Source organism: Novosphingobium sp. SL115 (assembly GCF_026672515.1).
Lineage (GTDB): Bacteria > Pseudomonadota > Alphaproteobacteria > Sphingomonadales > Sphingomonadaceae > Novosphingobium.
The window spans coordinates 459,657-477,647 of the sequence record NZ_JAPPRG010000002.1 but is presented as its reverse complement, the minus strand read 5'-3'; the positions used below and the strand labels follow the sequence as shown (position 1 = coordinate 477,647).

The following is a 17,991-nucleotide window of genomic DNA, read 5'->3' as shown; positions in this document are numbered from 1 at the left end:
CCTGAAGTAAGCAAACGCAATCCCAGACTCGGGCTTTACGGCAGAACGCTTCGGCGTTCGGTGAGGCTGTGCGTCTCAATATTCAAATTCTGCGGTCCTGTACGTTTCGTGCAGGCTGCTATCTTGCGCCCAGTCTGGGCGTGAGCCGATTTTCCGCGTTCAATACGGGAGTACTTCATGTCTAGTATGAAAATGAAGCTGTTGCGCAGCACTTGCCTACCGATTGCGGTAGTCCTGGCTACGCCAGCGATGGCGCAGACCATCACGATCGGCAACGAAGATGTTGTGGTTGATAACGGTGGCCCTATCGTCAACAATGGTGGCACCCTCGACACCAACGGCGCGGCGATTGTGACTGATGGCGGTGGCATCAACACCGGTTCAGGCGCCATCGTTTCGTCCGGCACGGCCAACCTTCAGGGCGGCATCCAGAACACGGCGGGCGATGTAACGGTTTCGGACAACCTGACGGTTTCGGACAACCTGACGGTTTCGGACAACCTGGTTGTTGCCGGCACCACCGACGTTCAGGGCGCGATTGCCAACTCCGCCGGGGCTGTGACAGTCAACGATGGTCTGACCGTCACCGGCGGCGCATCGATTACCAACGGCGTTACCGTAAATTCGGGCGGCGTAAGCGTAACATCTGGCGGCCTCAACGTGGCCGCAGGCGATGTGACTGTCGGTGCGGGCAACCTCGACCTGTCCAACAGCAACATCAACAATGTCAACACGCTGACCGCCGCCACGTCGAACACCGGTGCAACCACCGCCACGACGCTGACCGCTTCGGGCGCGGCTACGCTGAACAACACCCTGAACGTGACCGGTGCAACCACCACGGCAGGCGTCACCAACACTGGTGCCCTGACCCAGACCGGCACGACGACCCTGACCGGCAACCTGACGCAGACGGGCGACCAGAGCGTTACGGGTGACGTTACCCTGGTCGGTGCGAACAGCGATCTGGCCGTTGGCGGCAACACCACGGTGACCGGCACGACCACCACCAATGGTGTGACCAACACTGGTGCCCTGACCCAGACCGGCGCAACGACCCTCACCGGCAACCTGACGCAGACGGGCGACCAGAGCGTTACGGGTGACGTGAGCCTGGTCGGTGCGAACAGCGATCTGGCCGTTGGCGGCAACACCACGGTGACCGGCACGACCACCACCAATGGTGTGACCAACACTGGTGCCCTGACCCAGACCGGCACGACGAGCCTGACCGGCGCAACGACCCTGACCGGCAACCTGACGCAGACGGGCGACCAGAGCGTTACGGGTGACGTGAGCCTGGTCGGTGCGAACAGCGATCTGGCCGTTGGCGGCAACACCACGGTGACCGGCACGACCACCACCAATGGTGTGACCAACACTGGTGCCCTGACCCAGACCGGCGCAACGACCCTCACCGGCAACCTGACGCAGACGGGCAACCAGAGCGTTACGGGTGACGTGAGCCTGGTCGGTGCGAACAGCGATCTGGCCGTTGGCGGCAACACCACGGTGACCGGCACGACCACCACCAATGGTGTGACCAACACTGGTGCCCTGACCCAGACCGGCGCAACGACCCTCACCGGCAACCTGACGCAGACGGGCAACCAGAGCGTTACGGGTGACGTGAGCCTGGTCGGTGCGAACAGCGATCTGGCCGTTGGCGGCAACACCACGGTGACCGGCACGACCACCACCAATGGTGTGACCAACACTGGTGCCCTGACCCAGACCGGCACGACGAGCCTGACCGGCGCAACGACCCTGACCGGCAACCTGACGCAGACGGGCGACCAGAGCGTTACGGGTGACGTGACCCTGGTCGGTGCGAACAGCGATCTGGCCGTTGGCGGCAACACCACGGTTACCGGCACGACGACGCTGAGCGGCGCAACCACGGTTGACGACACCCTGAACGTGACTGGCCTTGCCACCACGACGGGCGTCACTAACACTGGTGCCCTGACCCAGACCGGCACCACGAGCCTGACCGGTGCAACGACCCTGACCGGCAACCTGACGCAGACCGGCGACCAGAGCGTTACGGGTGACGTGACCCTGGTCGGTGCGAACAGCGATCTGGCCGTTGGCGGCAACACCACGGTTACCGGCACGACGACGCTGAGCGGCGCAACCACGGTTGACGACACCCTGAACGTGACTGGCCTTGCCACCACGACGGGCGTCACCAACACTGGTGCCCTGACCCAGACCGGCACCACGAGCCTGACCGGTGCAACGACCCTGACCGGCAACCTGACGCAGACGGGCGACCAGAGCGTTACGGGTGACGTGACCCTGGTCGGTGCGAACAGCGATCTGGCCGTTGGCGGCAACACCACGGTTACCGGCACGACGACGCTGAGCGGCGCAACCACGGTTGACGACACCCTGAACGTGACTGGCCTTGCCACCACGACGGGCGTCACCAACACTGGTGCCCTGACCCAGACCGGCACCACGAGCCTGACCGGTGCAACGACCCTGACCGGCAACCTGACGCAGACGGGCGACCAGAGCGTTACGGGTGACGTGACCTTGGTCGGTGCGAACAGCGATCTGGCCGTTGGCGGCAACACCACGGTGACCGGCACGACGACGCTGAGCGGCGCAACCACGGTTGACGACACCCTGAACGTGACTGGCCTTGCCACCACGACGGGCGTCACCAACACTGGTGCCCTGACCCAGACCGGCACCACGAGCCTGACCGGTGCAACGACCCTGACCGGCAACCTGACGCAGACCGGCAACCAGAGCGTTACGGGTGACGTGTCCCTGGTCGGTGCGAACAGCGATCTGGCCGTTGGCGGCAACACCACGGTGACCGGCACGACGACGCTGAGCGGCGCAACCACGGTTGACGACACCCTGAACGTGACTGGCCTTGCCACCACGACGGGCGTCACCAACACTGGTGCCCTGACCCAGACCGGCACCACGAGCCTGACCGGTGCAACGACCCTGACCGGCAACCTGACGCAGACCGGCAACCAGAGCGTTACGGGTGACGTGTCCCTGGTCGGTGCGAACAGCGATCTGGCCGTTGGCGGCAACAACCACGGTTACCGGCACGACGACGCTGAGCGGCGCAACCACGGTTGACGACACCCTGAACGTGACTGGCCTTGCCACCACGACGGGCGTCACCAACACTGGTGCCCTGACCCAGACCGGCACGACGAGCCTGACCGGTGCAACGACCCTGACCGGCAACCTGACGCAGACCGGCAACCAGAATGTCACTGGCGATGTCACCCTTTCGGGTGCAACCAGCGACCTCGCCGTTGGTGGCAACACCACGGTGACCGGCACGACCACCACCAATGGTGTGACCAACACCGGCAATATCGCCACCAACACCGTTTCGGGCAGCGGCGGTACGCTGACGCTTGATGCGGACAATGCTGCTGGCGGTAGCTCGGTCACGATCACCAACACGGCCCTGACGCTGCATGGCGGCACGGCATCGACCGACCTGGTTCTGGCCGACAACGGCCTGACTCTGTCCGACACGACCAACGGCACGACCTTCACGGTCAGCAACACCGGCAACGGCACCTTCGCGGGCACCGTTTCGGCATCGGGCGCGTCGTTGACCGGCGATCTCAACATGAATGGTAACGACATCACCAATGTCGATGCCATCACGGCGACCACCGGCAACATCACCACCGTAAACTCGACCACCATCAACAACAGCGGCACGACCACCACCGGAACTCTGGCGGTGACCAACAATGCGACTGTCGGTGGCACGATGACGGTGACGGGTCTGTCGACCCTGAACGGTGGCGTTCAGACCAACGGTGCGGCAATCGCAACCAGCGGCGGCAACATCACCACCGCGGCCGGTTCGATCTCGACCACCACCGGTTCGATCAGCACGCAGCAGGGCAACATCAGCTCGCAGTCGGGTAGCATCACCACCTTCAGTGGCGATATCACCACGACGACCGGCACTGTCGCTGGCGCCAACGGCAACTTCGGCACTGTTACGGCTGGCACGGTCAACGCTGGCACCGGCAACATCACCACGGTCAATTCGACCAACGTGAACTCGCAGAACGTGACCGCTTCGGGCACGGTTTCGGGTGCGACCATCGTCGCTGGCGCTGGCGGTCTGACGTCGAACGGTGCAACCACGCTGAACAGCACGCTGACCGTTGCCGGGGCCTCGACCCTGAACGGCGCGACCACGGTGAACAACACCCTGACCGCGAACGGCGCAACGACGGTGAACAACACCCTCAACGTAACGGGTGCCACCACGCTGGCCGGTGCAACCAACACCGGTACGCTGAACCAGCAGGGCGCGATCTCGAGCTCGACTGGGAACGTCACGGTTGCCGATGCTCTTGACGTTTCGGGTGCCACGGCATTCGGCAGCACGGTAAGCGTTGCCGGTGCAACCACGCTCAGCAGCACGTTGAACGTTGCCGGCGCGACCACCCTTGCGGGTGCGACCACGGTCAACAACACCCTCAACGTGACGGGTGCCACCACTCTGGCCGGTGCAACCAACACCGGTACGCTGAACCAGCAGGGCGCGATCTCGAACTCGGCAGGCAACGTCACGGTTGCTGATGCTCTCGATGTTGCGGGCGCCACCACGCTCAGCAGCACGTTGAATGTTGCCGGTGCGACCACGGTCAACAACACCCTCAACGTGACGGGTGCCACCACGCTGGCGGGTGCAACCAACACCGGTACGCTTGACCAGCAGGGCGCGATCTCGAACTCGGCGGGCAACGTCACGGTTGCTGATGCTCTCGATGTTGCGGGCGCCACCACGCTGAACAGCACGTTGAATGTTGCCGGTGCGACCACCCTTGCGGGTGCGACCACGGTCAACAACACCCTTAACGTGACCGGCCTGACCACCACTGCAGGCATCACCAACACCGGTGCTCTGACCCAGAATGGCAATGTTGCCCTCACCGGCAACCTGACCCAGACTGGTAACCAGACCGTGACCGGCGACGTCACCCTGGCTGGTGCGAACAGCGATCTGGCAGTGGGTGGCAACACCACGCTGACCGGCACGCTGACTGCCAATGGCGCGACCACGGTGAACAACACCCTGAACGTGACCGGCCTGACCACCACTGCAGGCATCACCAACACCGGTGCTCTGACCCAGAATGGTAATGTTGCCCTCACCGGCAACCTGACCCAGACTGGTAACCAGACCGTGACCGGCGACGTCACCCTGGCTGGTGCGAACAGCGATCTGGCAGTTGGTGGAACCACCACGCTGACCGGCGCGCTGACTGCCAATGGTGGCGCCACCATCAATGGAGGGGCAACTGTCAATGGCGTACTCGCGGCAAACGACGGCGTAACCACCGACTCTGTTACATCGCAGACCGGTACGCTGACCCTTGGTTCGAGCGGTGCCAGCTTCGTCAATGTGAACACCGACAGCGTCGTCATCCATGGCGGTTCCACGTCGACCGTGGTCACTGTTGATGATGCAGGCTTCAACGTCGCGGACGACACCACTGGCAACACCACGTTCAATGTCGACAATGCTGGCAATGCAACCATCGCCAACAATGCCTCGATCGGCGGTACGCTGGCGGTAACGGGTGCAACCACAACCAACGGCCTGACCAACACCGGGAACATTGCAACCACAACGCTCTCGACCACGGGTAATGCCTCGGTCGGCGGTAACTTCACGGTCGCGGGCAACATCTCGACCGCAACCGGCACGATCACTGGCGCATCGCTGGTATCGACCGGAAGCACGAGCGTTGGCACAAACCTGACGGTCGGGGGCACTGCTGCCATCGCCGGGAATGCATCGGTTGGCGGTAACTTCACCGTTACCGGCAGCTACACGACCACTGCGGGCAACATCACGACCGGAACTGGCCGTATTGCCGCAGGCAATGTGACCATCAATGCGGGCAACAGCGGCAAGATCTCCGGACTTGCTAACGGAACCCTGTCTGCGACATCGACAGATGCCGTTACCGGTCAGCAGCTCTTTGCCACCAACACGGCGCTGAGCACGCTTGCTGGCCGCGTGAGCACACTGGAAACCACCTTTGGTCAACTCGTGGTCAACAACCGCAAGGCCTTCCAGGGTGTTGCAATGGGCTTTGCGTCCACTGCCGCTCCGATGACCCTTCTGAACGGCGAATCCGGCCTGTCAGGTGGCGTTGGTACGTTTGAAGGTGAATGGGCTGCTTCCATCCGGGCGCAGGCTGTCACCTCCAGTGGCTTCGGCATCGGTGCCAATGTCGGCTTCTCGAAGGATGCCTTCGGTGCCGGCGTAGGGGCCAGCGTGAAGTTCTGATCTATCAGACGATTGTGAACAAGAAAGTGGGCGGGTCTGTACATCAGACCCGCCCATTCTCGTTTCCGATTTTGACGTTACTTTTGGCTTTGCCCGCAGCTTTGCCGCACGATCAGTCGATCACCAGATAGTATCCTGCCGCGTTGGTTGACGAATTGCTCAGCACGATTTCGAAGCGACCGCTGTAAAGCGGGGTCCAGGTGCATTGGCGGTTGCGCGCCTTGGCGGGCGGGCACACCGGCTTCGCCTCGCCATCCAGCACCGTGAAATCGAGGCCTGCCTGCCCCGGTGTGGCCACCGCCACCCGCGCGGCGCGGCCACCGTCGAACAGTTGCGGCAGGCGCACGGTTGCCCCCGGCGTCAGCATTCCTGCCTTATAAGCCGGGCCAAGCACCCGCCCGCGATAGGGCGGCGTCTGCGGCATTTCGGCCACTTTGCGCCATCCGGTCAGCGGATCGCCCGTGGGATCGGCAGGCCGCGCCCCCAGCCCTTCAATGGCGGCAATCAACCTGCCCAGCCGCTTTGGCTCATCCTGCGCCTGATCCGCTTCGACCAGAAGCTGCGCCACGGCGGCGGCAGGCTCCATCGGGTCATAAGTGACGGCCACGACCGTAGTCTGCGGGGCTTGCGCAGCGCATCCGGCGGTGCCGATGGCGGCAAGGCAGGAGGTCAGCATGGCGAAACGCTTCATGGGGCAGGCTCCAGTATGAATTGCGCGCCGCGCGGGGGGTCGCCCAATCGCAGCACCAGCCCGTGCCGCTCGGCAATGGCGCGCGACAGGGCAAGGCCAAGACCATGGCCGGGTGCATCGCCTGGCGCCGTGGCGCGAGCAAAGCGTTCGAAAATGCGGTTGCGGTGTTCGGCCGGAATGCCAGGGCCATCGTCTTCCACCACGATGCGCGGTCCCGCGGTCAGGTGCAGCCGCACATGGCCGCCTTCGGGCACATATTTGATGGCATTGTCCAGCAGGTTGGACAGCAGCCGGGTGATCTGCATCCTTTCACCCAGCATGGTTACGCCGGGGCGGATTGCGGTTTCCAGCGTCAGGCCTGCGTCTTCGGCGCTGCCTTCGTACAGGTCGGCCAGCGCGGTTACGAGGCCGCTCAGGTCCACTTCGGCAAGGCCAGCCAGTTCGCCCCGGCGACTTTCGGCAGAAGCAATATCCAGCAGCGAATCCAGCATGGCCAGAATGCCGCGAATATCCTCACGCGATGCGCCAATCGGGCCGCCGGGGGCTTCAGGATGGTCGTGCATCGCTGTGCCCAGCCGGTGGTCAAGGTGCATCAGCGGGGTGCGGATTTCGTGGGCAACGTGTTCGGACACCTGCTTGTAGGCTTTCAGCAATTGCGCCTGCCGCGCCAGCAGACGCGCCCCGTGCCCTGCCATTTCGTCAATTTCATCGCCGCCGCGCTGGCGGGCCGGGAAACTGGCGGCGCGCCCGTCTGCCGCCGCGCCCAGCGCCGCGTTCACCGCATCCATGCGCCGCGCCAGATGCCGTGCGGTCATCCACGCCACCAGCGCCACCGCGCCCACAATGGCTGCACCCACCGCCAGAAATACGCCGGAAAGCACGGCCAGCGCTGCCCGGTCGCGGTCATATTCGCGCGCCACCAGCAACTGAAGATCGGGGGCCAGTTTGGCCCCTTGCGCATAGACTTCGGTGCCATCACCCAGCGCAACAAAGCCTTCTTCGGACAACGCAGCGTTGATGGGCGGCCAACCCGCGACATCGCCTGCCAGCGGACGGCCCGTGCCATCAGCCACCAGATAGTGCGACCGCCGCCCTTCAAGGCTGACCACATCCTGCCGGTCGGCCACGCGGCGCAACAGTTCGGCCCGGCCCGCTGTAGCATAGATGTCGATCAGCCCGGCCAGATCGGTGGCGACCGTGGCGGAAAGCGATGTGCGGGTCTGGCGCTGAATGGTAATGGTGGTCACGGTGAACAGCACGGCCACGGCCACCACCGCAATCAGGATCGAAGCCCTGGTCAACTGGCCGAAAATGGACTGGCGCGCTTGCCCCGGTCCCTGTCGCAAAGATCCGCCGAAAGTCATTCGCCGGTGGTCAGCCGGTATCCAGCGCCCCAGATGGTTTCCAGTGCAGGGCTGGCAAAGCCATCCTCCAGCTTGCGGCGCAGACGGCCGATGTTCACGTCCACCACGTTGGTTTGGGGATCGAAATTCATGTTCCACACATCGCGCAGCAGCATTTCACGAGTCACTGTTTCGCCAGCATTTTCCATGAAATAGCGGAACAGGGCGAATTCGCGCGGCGACAGCGGAATGTGGTGTCCGGCGCGAAAGGCGGTGCGGGCCTTTACGTGGCATTCGAACGCGCCATAGATCACCACTGCGCCATGAACTTTGCCTGCTGAACGTCGGTGCAGCGCGCGCAACCGTGCCACAAGCTCCTGCGGCTCATACGGCTTGGCCAGATAATCGTCGACGCCCGCTTCCAGCCCTTCGATGCGGTTTTCGCTGCGGCCCAGCGCAGACAGCATCAGCACCGGTGTATCCACGCCTGCTGCACGCAGCCGCGAAACGATGGTCAGACCGTCGATATCAGGCAGCATCCGGTCCAGAATAATCACGTCGAACGGTTCGGCCCCAGCGCGCTGCAGACCCGCCGTGCCGGTCTGTTCCCATGCCAGCCGGTCGCCATCTGTGCCCAGCAGCGTCTGCACGGCCTGCGCGGCGCGCGGATCGTCTTCGACATAGAGGATGTTGATGCCGTCCATCGCCCCGCTGCCCCCTATAGGCCTCCATGTTTGGCCCCGTATTCGGCAATTTTGCGCCAGTTACGGCGCACTGCCCAGCGCGATCATTTCACGCTGGCCGGTTTGCCGCAACTGGCGCTTGCGCAATCATGCCTTCCCTGAACCGGACACCTTGCGGTGCCCGGCACCGGTCAGCGCATGTCCTCGACCGAGACCCAGCCCTTGGTGCCGAAGCTGTCCTGAACCTCGATGAACAGACCCTGTCGCTGGCCAGTGGGTGAGAGAGCGGTGCCAGCGCGGACCGTGCGCATTGCTGCCGAAGCCTTGTTGGGGCTGGCGAACATCTTGGTATCAACGGCGGTTGTGGCGCTTTGCGCTACAGGTGCTGCGGCAACAGCAACCGCGGGCACCATCGATGCCAGCGCTGGCCCTTGTGCCGATACGGCATTGAAGGCCTTGATAAAGGCTTCGATCAGCATCTGGCCGTCCTTGCTATTGGCATAGGCCGCGCCGGTTGCTCCGTTGGCCACGGCGCCAATCGTGCCACCACCACCGCCGAACGATATCGAGGTTTTCTTCACCTCGCCCGATCCTTGGGCAATGGTCTGGCCATTGGCGGGACTGATAAGGCGAATACCAGCGGCAATGGTCTTTTTCTTGCCGCCAAAGCCGCCCAGCATGCCCAGCATCGACCCGCCACCGGGGATGCCGCGCAACATGCCGCTGGCTGCGCCTGACCGGACCAGCCCTTCCATCGCCACACCCTTGGCCGTCTCGATCGACTTGTCGACCTCTTCCTTGTCGCCTGCAATCACGTTCATCAGGAAAGTTGCGGGCTTGCCGCTGGCGGTGTTGTGAATGGTAAAGCAGCCAGATTCCACGGCCAGCGCAGCAATCAGTTCACGCGGAGACCCAAGCCCGTATTTGGTCCAGCCCTGTGTGTCGCCATCAACCAGCGCAACCGCGCCATAGCTTTTGTCGCATTTGGTCAACGCAACCGGCGGCTCCTTTTCGGCGGCCATGGCTGTGGTCGATACACCGGCCGTCAGCGCGATTGCGCCAAGGCCGCCGATGATGGCTGTGGACTTGCGAAACATGGTCGGCACCCCTCGAAACTTGCCGTGCTTGCGTTACGGCGATGGGGGCATAATGCGCGCCAGAGCAGCGCCTTCACACACAACAGTCCTGTCATGGCTGTGACAAATCCTGTCATCTTGGTTAACTTTGCTGCCGCCTGGGCAAAGGGGGCGCGGCAGCCGGAGCGCAAGAAGGGCCACCGCGCCCGGTCTGCCAGATCAGCGGGGGGCTGTCTGGCAGACCTTGGTGAGAACAATGGCACCAATCGTCAGGGCACAGCCTTGCCAAACACCACCGCGCCGTTGACGGTATAGATGCTGTTCGATGACAGATCGCCAATCTGGTAGCCCAGACCAACGTGGCTGGCCCCTGCGCCATACAGCGATCCCAGCACCGTGGCATTGCACGACCCCAGGCAGCTGTTGGCATTCAGCGCGGTAACCCCGACCGAGCTTGACCCAAAGCGCATGTCACTGCCCACGTTCAGCCCGCCATTGGACGGATCGGCAGACCCGCCGCTGGTTGCCACGCGCCAGCCACGCGGCCCGGTGTTCACATCAAGGCTGAAGCCCACCTTGGGCTGTGCGCCAAACTGCACTGCCAGCGATCCCGATACCGTGCCCGAAGCACCGTCCGTGCCGTTGTAATTGGTGGGGGCGGTCGATCCGGTCAGGGTATAGTCCACTTTGCCCGATACCGGCAGCGCTGTGGCAGGGGTGCCGGTCACGATATGGACGTTGGGGTTCAGGTTGGCGTTGGCGCTTGCCCCGTCCCAGCGGCTCCACGCCACCGCATCGCCTGCGCGGCCATGCTCTTTCAGCACGCCGGGCGATCCATAGATCGTCGTCGAACTGGCATTGAACTTGACGCGGGTGATCGCCCCGTCGGTGCTGACATCCACTTCCTGAGCGGCAAAGCCGGTGGTGCCGCCATCGGCCATGGTATACGTCGTGGCCCCAGTCAGGGTTGCAGACGCTGCCGGTGCGGGCGTTGCGCTGCTACCACTTGCAGGCAGCGTGCCTTCACGCCCGAACAATACCGCCCCGGCAATCGCATTTGACGAATCGGTGTTGCCATATGTCAGATAGCCAAAGCCAAGGCGGTCCTGCGGCGTGGCCCCGCCAAATCCGCCAAAGAAGTTTACATAACATCCGCTGGTCTGGCACGCTCTGCCACTAGCTGACAGGGTGGGACGGATGACGAAGAACGCAGGGTTGTTCGCAACTTGCGCCGGTTGCAGGGTGCCACCTGCGCCGCCCGGTGTCGAAAATGTGTATGTCGCATCGGGCATCGTCAACGTGCCGTCCATCGCAAAGCGCAATGTGCTGCCAAAGCCTACGGTCAAGTTGGCAGCAAAAGTGCCGGGGGCGGTTTGTCCACCTTGATAGAAGGGACGAGTGGCGGATATCACGTCATATGACGCGGTGCCGGTCGTCGGCATGACTCCGCTGATCGGGGCCATGATGGCATAGGCAAAGCCATTGTTCGCGCCATAGGTGAAAGTGCCGGTGCCGATGCGGAATGTGCCATCGCTGACGCGGCCGATCACACCACTGGAATCGCCTGCCAGATCGCTGAATCGTGCAGTCAGCGCTTCGTATCTGTCATAACCGGTAAAACTGCCATCACGGGCAATGGACAGGCTCTGGTTGGCAATGAATCCGTTGGTCTCCAATGACGAGACATAGACATTCAGCCCCGACCTGGCCGAAAATCCGCCGGTATAGCCGGAACTGCTGCCACCTGTGCTACTGCCCCCGCCAGTGCCCGCTTTGGCAAACACTGCCGCGCCCTGAATGCGCCCTGCGTTGAACGCCCCGCCATAAGTCTGGTACATCACGCCCAGCCGGTTTTCCGGCGTCTGTCCGGCAAAATCGCCATACATGCTGAACTGGCAGGGCGTGCCGCCGCTGACGCAGCCCTGCCCGGTGCCGGTCAGGCTGGCCCCGAAGAAGTAATTGCCCAGCGTGTCGCGAATCACCTCCTGCATCTGACTATTGGCATAGTTCGGGGTCTGGAAGGTATAGGCCACGTTCCCGCCGGTTTCGGGCATGACAATCGTGCCCAGCGTGCGGAAGGTCAGGTTGGCAGTGCCGGTAAAGCCGATGGTCAGATCGGCATCGAACGTGCCCGGCTCGGTGCGGCCATCGGTAAAGACCGGGCGCGTGGCCGCCAGCACTTCGTAATCCACCGTGCCCGATGTGGGCAAAGTGCCCAGCTTCGGCGCCAGCACCACATAAGGCAGGCCGGTATCAGCGCTGAACCCGAACGACGTGTTCTTGAACCGCGCCGTGCCGTTGGTGAACCGGCCCACCACGGCGCTGGCATCGCCTGCCACATCGGTTGCGGTTGCAGTCAGCGGGGCAATGTCGCCCGCGCTTTCCAGCGCCCCGTTGCTGGCCAGCGTCGGCGTGGAGTTGGCGGGCTGGATATTGCCGTTGTGCCCGGCAATCGCTTTCGATCCGCTGGCGTTGGATGGGAACCCGCCGGTATATGTCGTCAACCGGGTGATGGTCCCGCCGCTTCCGCCTGTACTGGGCAGACCGCTGTAAAGGTCCGGGTTGCCGCCCCCAGCGACATAGACGTAATACGACTGAATAAACGCCAGCGTCGCGTCAGAAAACAGCCCGGCCAGCACACCCGCATCGGTCAGCGCGCGCAGATAGGCCAGAATCTGCGCCTGCGTCAGCGCGGTATAGCCAGACGGCACGCCGCCCGCCGCCAGATAGGCGTAATAAGCCTCAAGCGCGGTGACATAGTTGGCATAGACCGGCAGCGCGGCATAGCCATCGGCGCTGCCCCCGCCCACGATGAAGGCGTAATAGGCGCTTAGGAATTGCGCCTGTCCCGCTAGCAGCGTGTTCAGCTTGCCGCTGTCGATCAGCGCCTTGATATACTGCTGCAACAGCGCAAGATCCGCGCCAGTATAGGCCGATGGCATGCCGCCCGCCTGCAAATAGGCAACATACGCCGAAACCGCGCTGGCCAGCGCCGCATAGTCGGGCGGGGTGGGCAGACCGGTGTAAAGATCGGGGTTGCCGCCATTGGCCAGGAACGTGAAATACGCGCCATAGAATGCCGAAAGCTGGCCCAGAAACGCCTCGTTCGCGCCCACCGCCTGCAATGCCGCCAGATAGACGCGGATTTCATCCTGCGTCAGCGCGGTATAGGCCGATGGCAGCCCACCATTTGCCAGATATTCGTAATAGGCCGAAAGCGCCTGCGCATATCCGGTGAAAACGTTGAACGGCAGGCCCTGCCACCCGTCCAGCGTGCCACCATCGCGCAAGTAAACCAGATACTGCGCATAGAACGTGGCATTGCCGCCAAGGAACCGGTCCAGCGCACCCGCCGCCGCCAGCGCATCCAGATACTGTCGCAGCACCACCGGGTCGAGCGCGGTATAGGCCGAAGGCACGCCACCCGCTGCCAGATAGGCGCGATAGCTGGTCAGCGCCTGTGCGTATCCGGCAAAGACATTGGCGGGCAGGCCCTGCCAGCCGTCAATCGCGCCACCGCCGCGCAGATAGGTCAGATAGCTGGCATAGAATTGCGCCTGTGCGCCCAGCACCTGTTCGAACAGCCCCGTCGCCTGCAGCGTTTGCAGATACTGGCGCAGTACGGCAGGATCGACCGTGGCATAGCCGCTGGGCAGTTGCCCGCTGGAAAGATAGCTGAAATAGGCGGTCAGCGCGACACGATACTGCTGGATAAATGCCGCCCCACCATTGGCAAGATAAGCCTGCAGCAACGACCGGTCCGCCGCGCCCAGCCGCACCAGCAGTCCGGAATCATTCAGGAAGGTGATATAGGCTACCAGCGTCGCCTGTGTGGCCCCCTGAAACGCCAGCGGATCGCCCCCGCCGCGCAGGAACGTGAAATAGGCCGACGTCAGGCTGGTATAGCGCGCGACGAACTGGTCGGCATTGCCCCCGCCCAGAATGAAAGCGACATAGGCTTCCACCAGCACGCGGTTCTGGCCGGACAGCGCGGTAAACCCGTTGGTCCGCCCGCGATAGGTGATGAAGGCGTTGATGTCGGCAAAGGTCGCGCCCGTAAACGAAGTGGGCGCCGCGCCCGACCGCACCAGATCAAGGAACTGCACCATCAGCCCCGCATAAACCGTCAGGAACTGCGCCTGCGTGCCACTACCTGCCAGATAGCGCAGATAGGCGCGGATCACATCGGCCTGCGCCTGATTGAACGGCTGGCCGCCATATAGCCGTTCAAGCTGCGCGGCATGGGCCACAAGCCGGGCCAGATCGTCCGAAGGGAAGGTTTCGATGGTCGGGTTGGTCACCGCCGCTTCAATGCGCTGCCCCGCCGAAACGATATCGCCCGAAGCCCCCGCTGCGGCCAGCGCCTCGCCCAGCACCACCGGCACACCGTTTTCGGCCGCCGCCGCAGGCCCGCCTTCAGCCACCGACACTACCGCTGGCGGAGTTTGCGTCGCCGCCGTTCGCTGCTCCGCCACGGCAGCAGCCTTGGCCGGTGACATGCGCGGCGCGGCGGCAACGGCGGCCTTGGTGGTCAGACGTGGATGGCCATTGGCCACTTCCCACGCCTGCCCTGCGGCAAAGCGCTTTTCCTCACGTCCGTTGGCAATGCTGGCAAGCCCTGTCAGCACGCGCCCGGTTGCCTGCGTGCGGCCTTTGGCGTCAGTGTCGACTGAAAAGCTGCCCGATGATCCCGCACCGCTGATCTTGCCGGTGCCCTGTCCGCCCAGATGCACCAGTGTATCGGTCTTGCTTGCCCCGGTCACGGTCAGGTTGCCCTTGAACAGGTCCACTGACCCGTCGGGCCGCAACTGGAACTCGGCCCCTTCAACGAACGACAGCATGGCCCCCGATGCCAGCCGAAGCTGGGTCACTCCCGCGCCTTGGGTCACCCGTTCCCCGCGCAACGCGGCGGCGGCCAGATCGGGATTGTCGGCAAACACCACTTCCTGCCCGAACGCGGGGCTAGCCAGTGCCAGACAGGACGCGCCGATCAGCAGCGCGGAAACAGGGCGGGGTGAAGATGTGCGGATCATGCGATGTCTCCGGCTTAAAATTCAAAGCGGACGCCGGCCTGCACGGTCCAGCGTTCGTGATCGTAAAGCGCGATGTTTGACCAATTGCGCGACCATGTGGCCTTGGGCTGGATGAACAGACCGGGCAGCACCGCCACCTTGACAGCGGCGGTCAGGTCCAGCCGTTCGTCACGGCGCTTCTGCATGAACAGCAGGTCGGCCCGGTCATAGCGGCGCAGGTCAAACGCCGCGCCCGCCACCAGCGCGACGCGCGGGGCAATCTGCACTTCGGCACCTGCGCTGGCCCCGGCAAAGCTGTTGGATTCCGCATCACCTGCCTGCGCGCGGGTTTCTTCATGCCCGCCAATCAGGTTGATCGAAAAATTGCGCGCAGCATATCCCAGCCCCAGCGCAACGCGATTGGCATCGCGCAGGGGATCGCGGTCATAATCGAACCGGGTATATTGCACCGATGCCGACAGCGCCCGCCCGCCCGGCAGCAGGTGGGTATATTGCGCAATTGCGCCATAGGCGGTGCGAAAGCCGCTGTGGCCCAGCCAGTATTTTTGCACCTGGCCTGAAAGCGATGCGACATCGCGGTTGGCAAACGTATGGGCAAAGCCCGCCGTCCCGGTCAGGCTGGCCTGATCGAACGCAGCAGTATCGATATTGTCGCGGAAATTGCCCAGCACTGATCCGAACACACGGTCCTGCCGCCCCACCGCGTTTACCGCGCTGATGCCTGCCGACAGGTCATAGAATTCGTCCTTCTGCGCCCGCGCCCCCGCGCCCAGCGTGCCGGGGCCAAGCGCGGCGAACAGCGGAATGGTGATCGACGTTAGCTGCGTCGCTGAATTGATGTTGCTGTCATGCCCATATGCCGCTTCGGCAAAGCCCGAAACGTCCGATCCGCCGCCCTTGATCTGCTTGTCGAACTGGCGAACGAATCCGGTGAAGCGCTGCCGCACCGGGTCGGGAATGGTGGGATCGTCCACCACGGTGGCAAACTGGTCGCGCGCAGTGTCGATATCGCCTGCAAGGGCATAGGCGCGGGCCAGTTCGGCGCGGGCCGGGGCATTGTCCGGCTGGCGCGCCAGCACACGCTGAAACGCGATGATCGCCTCGCCATAATGCCCCGCGTCCGATGCCGCGATGCCCAGCGCGTAATCGAACGTCGGATCGCCTGCGCGGGTGCGTTCTTCCCCTGCCATCGCCTGATAGCGTGCCTCGGCTTCGCCCGGTTGCGCGGCCTGCTGGCCAAAGGCTGGCAGCGGCATCGCCGCGACAGCCGCAACGGCGAAAGCCGCTGCGTGCAGGAACTGGTGCTTGGTCGCCATCTTACCCCTCGTGCGACGAAAATGATGGGGGCAAGGTTACTGCGCGGCGGCTGCGGTGTCTGATGACAAACCCTGTCAGCCGGGTGACAAGTGTTGTTGCGCGGCGGTCCGGGGGTATAGCTTCAGTCTATAGACTTGCCATGTTTTGCTATTTTACGCGATGCCAGTCTGCCTTTACTCTCCCCGCCAAATCCTTGGGGAGAGAACATGATCGACCGCCGCACCGCCATCGCCGGGGGCATGGCCCTTGCTGCCGTTACCGCCGCAACGCCTGCCATGGCAGGTTTCTCGCTGAAAAAGCGGCAGGCGAACCCTACCTTCCCCAAGGCCTTTCTGTGGGGTGCCGCCACCGCGCCGCACCAGATTGAAGGCAACAATACCGCGTCCGACCTGTGGTTCATCGAAAACCAGCAGCCCACCATCTTTGCCCAGCCTTCGGGTGATGCCGCCAACAGCCTGCTGCTGTGGGAACGCGATCTTGACCTTGCCAAACAGATCGGCCTTAACGCCTACCGCTTTGGCATTGAATGGGCGCGCATCGAGCCCGAAAAGGGCCAGTTCTCGCAAGCGATGATCGCCCATTATCGCCGCGTGATCGAAGGCTGCCGTGCGCGCGGGCTTACCCCCATCGTCACCTACAGCCACTTCACCGCGCCGCGCTGGTTCAGCGCGCAGGGCGGGTGGACCAATCCTGAAAGCGCGCAGCTTTTCGCCCGCTATGCCGAAAAGGTCACGCGCGCGCTGGGCGATGTGATCCATTCGGTCATCACCTTCAACGAACCCAACATCCTGCTGATCCTGAAGCCCATGCTGCCCCAGCAGGTGTGGGATATCCAGAAGCTGACGATGGACACGGCGGCAAAGCGGCTGGGCGTTGACCGCTTCGTCTGCGCCAACGTGGCGGGCAAAGATGACCTGCCCGAACTTCAGGCCGGACTTATGGCCGCGCACAAGGCTGGCCGTGCCGCGATCAAGGCGGTGCGCCCCGATCTTCCTGTCGGCCTCTCGCTTGCCATGATGGACGATCAGGCCGTGGGCAAGAACTCCATCCGCGACCGGATGCGTGCCGAACTTTACGGGCAGTGGCTGGACGCCGCCAAGGCGGACGATTTCATCGGTGTGCAGAACTATGAACGCGCACTGTGGGGCGACAAGGGCCGCTTGCCCGCGCCTGCCGGGTCTGCGGTCAACTGGTCGGGCACCGAAGTCTGGGCCGGGTCGCTGGCAGGCGCGGTGCGTTATGCCCATGCCGCAACCGGTGTTCCGGTGCTGGTGTCCGAACATGGCGTGGGGACGGAAGACGATGCCGTGCGCGCCAGCTTCATACCCGCCGCGCTGGCCGATCTCAAGCTCGCCATGGATGATGGCGTGCCGGTCATCGGCTATTGCCACTGGTCGCTGATCGACAATTTCGAATGGATTTTCGGCTACAAGCCCAAATTCGGCCTCGCCAGCTTCGATCCGGTGACCTTCGAACGCAAGGCCAAACCCAGCGCCATGGTCTATGGCAAGATCGCGCAGGCCAATTCGCTATAAACT

9 protein-coding genes are annotated in these 17,991 nt (G+C 63.5%); 3 read left to right on the top strand and 6 right to left on the bottom strand.

The features are described from left to right. Nucleotides 1-177 precede the first annotated feature (177 nt). Together OVA07_RS03860 and OVA07_RS03855 are read left to right on the top strand one after the other, a co-directional pair. The gene (locus OVA07_RS03860) at nucleotides 178-3,108 is read left to right on the top strand and encodes a beta strand repeat-containing protein (RefSeq protein ID WP_268170151.1); all 2,931 of its coding nucleotides are present in this window, start codon (nucleotides 178-180) and stop codon (nucleotides 3,106-3,108) included. Further along, entirely contained in the window at nucleotides 3,050-6,310 is a 3,261-nt protein-coding gene (locus OVA07_RS03855; RefSeq protein ID WP_268170150.1) for a beta strand repeat-containing protein, read from the top strand. Before OVA07_RS03860 ends, OVA07_RS03855 begins: the two co-directional genes overlap by 59 nt. 112 nt (nucleotides 6,311-6,422) lie before the next feature. Here the strand turns inward: OVA07_RS03855 and OVA07_RS03850 are convergent, their stop codons facing one another. From OVA07_RS03850 to OVA07_RS03825, 6 genes are all read right to left on the bottom strand, one after another. After that, nucleotides 6,423-7,001, bottom strand: a complete 579-nt coding sequence (locus OVA07_RS03850; protein ID WP_268170149.1) for a hypothetical protein — start codon at nucleotides 6,999-7,001, stop codon at nucleotides 6,423-6,425. After that, complete coding sequence (locus tag OVA07_RS03845; protein ID WP_268170148.1) at nucleotides 6,998-8,365, bottom strand: sensor histidine kinase; 1,368 nt, start codon at nucleotides 8,363-8,365, stop codon at nucleotides 6,998-7,000. The genes OVA07_RS03850 and OVA07_RS03845 overlap by 4 nt, the downstream gene beginning before the upstream one ends. Then, on the bottom strand, nucleotides 8,362-9,048 hold the full coding sequence (locus OVA07_RS03840; RefSeq protein ID WP_268170147.1) for a response regulator transcription factor: 687 nt from the start codon (nucleotides 9,046-9,048) through the stop codon (nucleotides 8,362-8,364). Before OVA07_RS03840 ends, OVA07_RS03845 begins: the two co-directional genes overlap by 4 nt. A 170-nt stretch (nucleotides 9,049-9,218) precedes the next feature. Further along, nucleotides 9,219-10,124 (bottom strand): SH3 domain-containing protein, encoded by a 906-nt coding sequence (locus OVA07_RS03835; RefSeq protein WP_268170146.1) that lies wholly within the window; start codon nucleotides 10,122-10,124, stop codon nucleotides 9,219-9,221. A gap of 248 nt (nucleotides 10,125-10,372) precedes the next feature. Beyond that, nucleotides 10,373-15,136: a hypothetical protein gene (locus OVA07_RS03830; protein WP_268170145.1), complete on the bottom strand. Its 4,764-nt coding sequence runs from the start codon at nucleotides 15,134-15,136 to the stop codon at nucleotides 10,373-10,375. 14 nt (nucleotides 15,137-15,150) lie between these two features. Further along, nucleotides 15,151-16,452, bottom strand: coding sequence for a tetratricopeptide repeat protein (locus tag OVA07_RS03825; protein WP_268170144.1), 1,302 nt, complete (start codon nucleotides 16,450-16,452; stop codon nucleotides 15,151-15,153). Between the two features lie 207 nt (nucleotides 16,453-16,659). Here OVA07_RS03825 and OVA07_RS03820 point away from each other — a divergent pair, with 207 nt between their 5' ends. After that, on the top strand, nucleotides 16,660-17,988 hold the full coding sequence (locus OVA07_RS03820; protein WP_268170143.1) for a family 1 glycosylhydrolase: 1,329 nt from the start codon (nucleotides 16,660-16,662) through the stop codon (nucleotides 17,986-17,988). The last annotated feature ends 3 nt before the right edge of the window (nucleotides 17,989-17,991 follow it).

Bases quoted from the DNA above. Each gene is read 5' to 3' on its own strand.
- OVA07_RS03860 (WP_268170151.1), top strand. From the start codon at position 178: ATGTCTAGTATGAAAATGAAGCTGTTGCGCAGCACTTGCCTACCGATT.
- OVA07_RS03850 (WP_268170149.1), bottom strand. From the start codon at position 7,001: ATGAAGCGTTTCGCCATGCTGACCTCCTGCCTTGCCGCCATCGGCACC.
- OVA07_RS03845 (WP_268170148.1), bottom strand. From the start codon at position 8,365: ATGACTTTCGGCGGATCTTTGCGACAGGGACCGGGGCAAGCGCGCCAG.
- OVA07_RS03840 (WP_268170147.1), bottom strand. From the start codon at position 9,048: ATGGACGGCATCAACATCCTCTATGTCGAAGACGATCCGCGCGCCGCG.
- OVA07_RS03835 (WP_268170146.1), bottom strand. From the start codon at position 10,124: ATGTTTCGCAAGTCCACAGCCATCATCGGCGGCCTTGGCGCAATCGCG.
- OVA07_RS03830 (WP_268170145.1), bottom strand. From the start codon at position 15,136: ATGATCCGCACATCTTCACCCCGCCCTGTTTCCGCGCTGCTGATCGGC.
- OVA07_RS03825 (WP_268170144.1), bottom strand. From the start codon at position 16,452: ATGGCGACCAAGCACCAGTTCCTGCACGCAGCGGCTTTCGCCGTTGCG.
- OVA07_RS03820 (WP_268170143.1), top strand. From the start codon at position 16,660: ATGATCGACCGCCGCACCGCCATCGCCGGGGGCATGGCCCTTGCTGCC.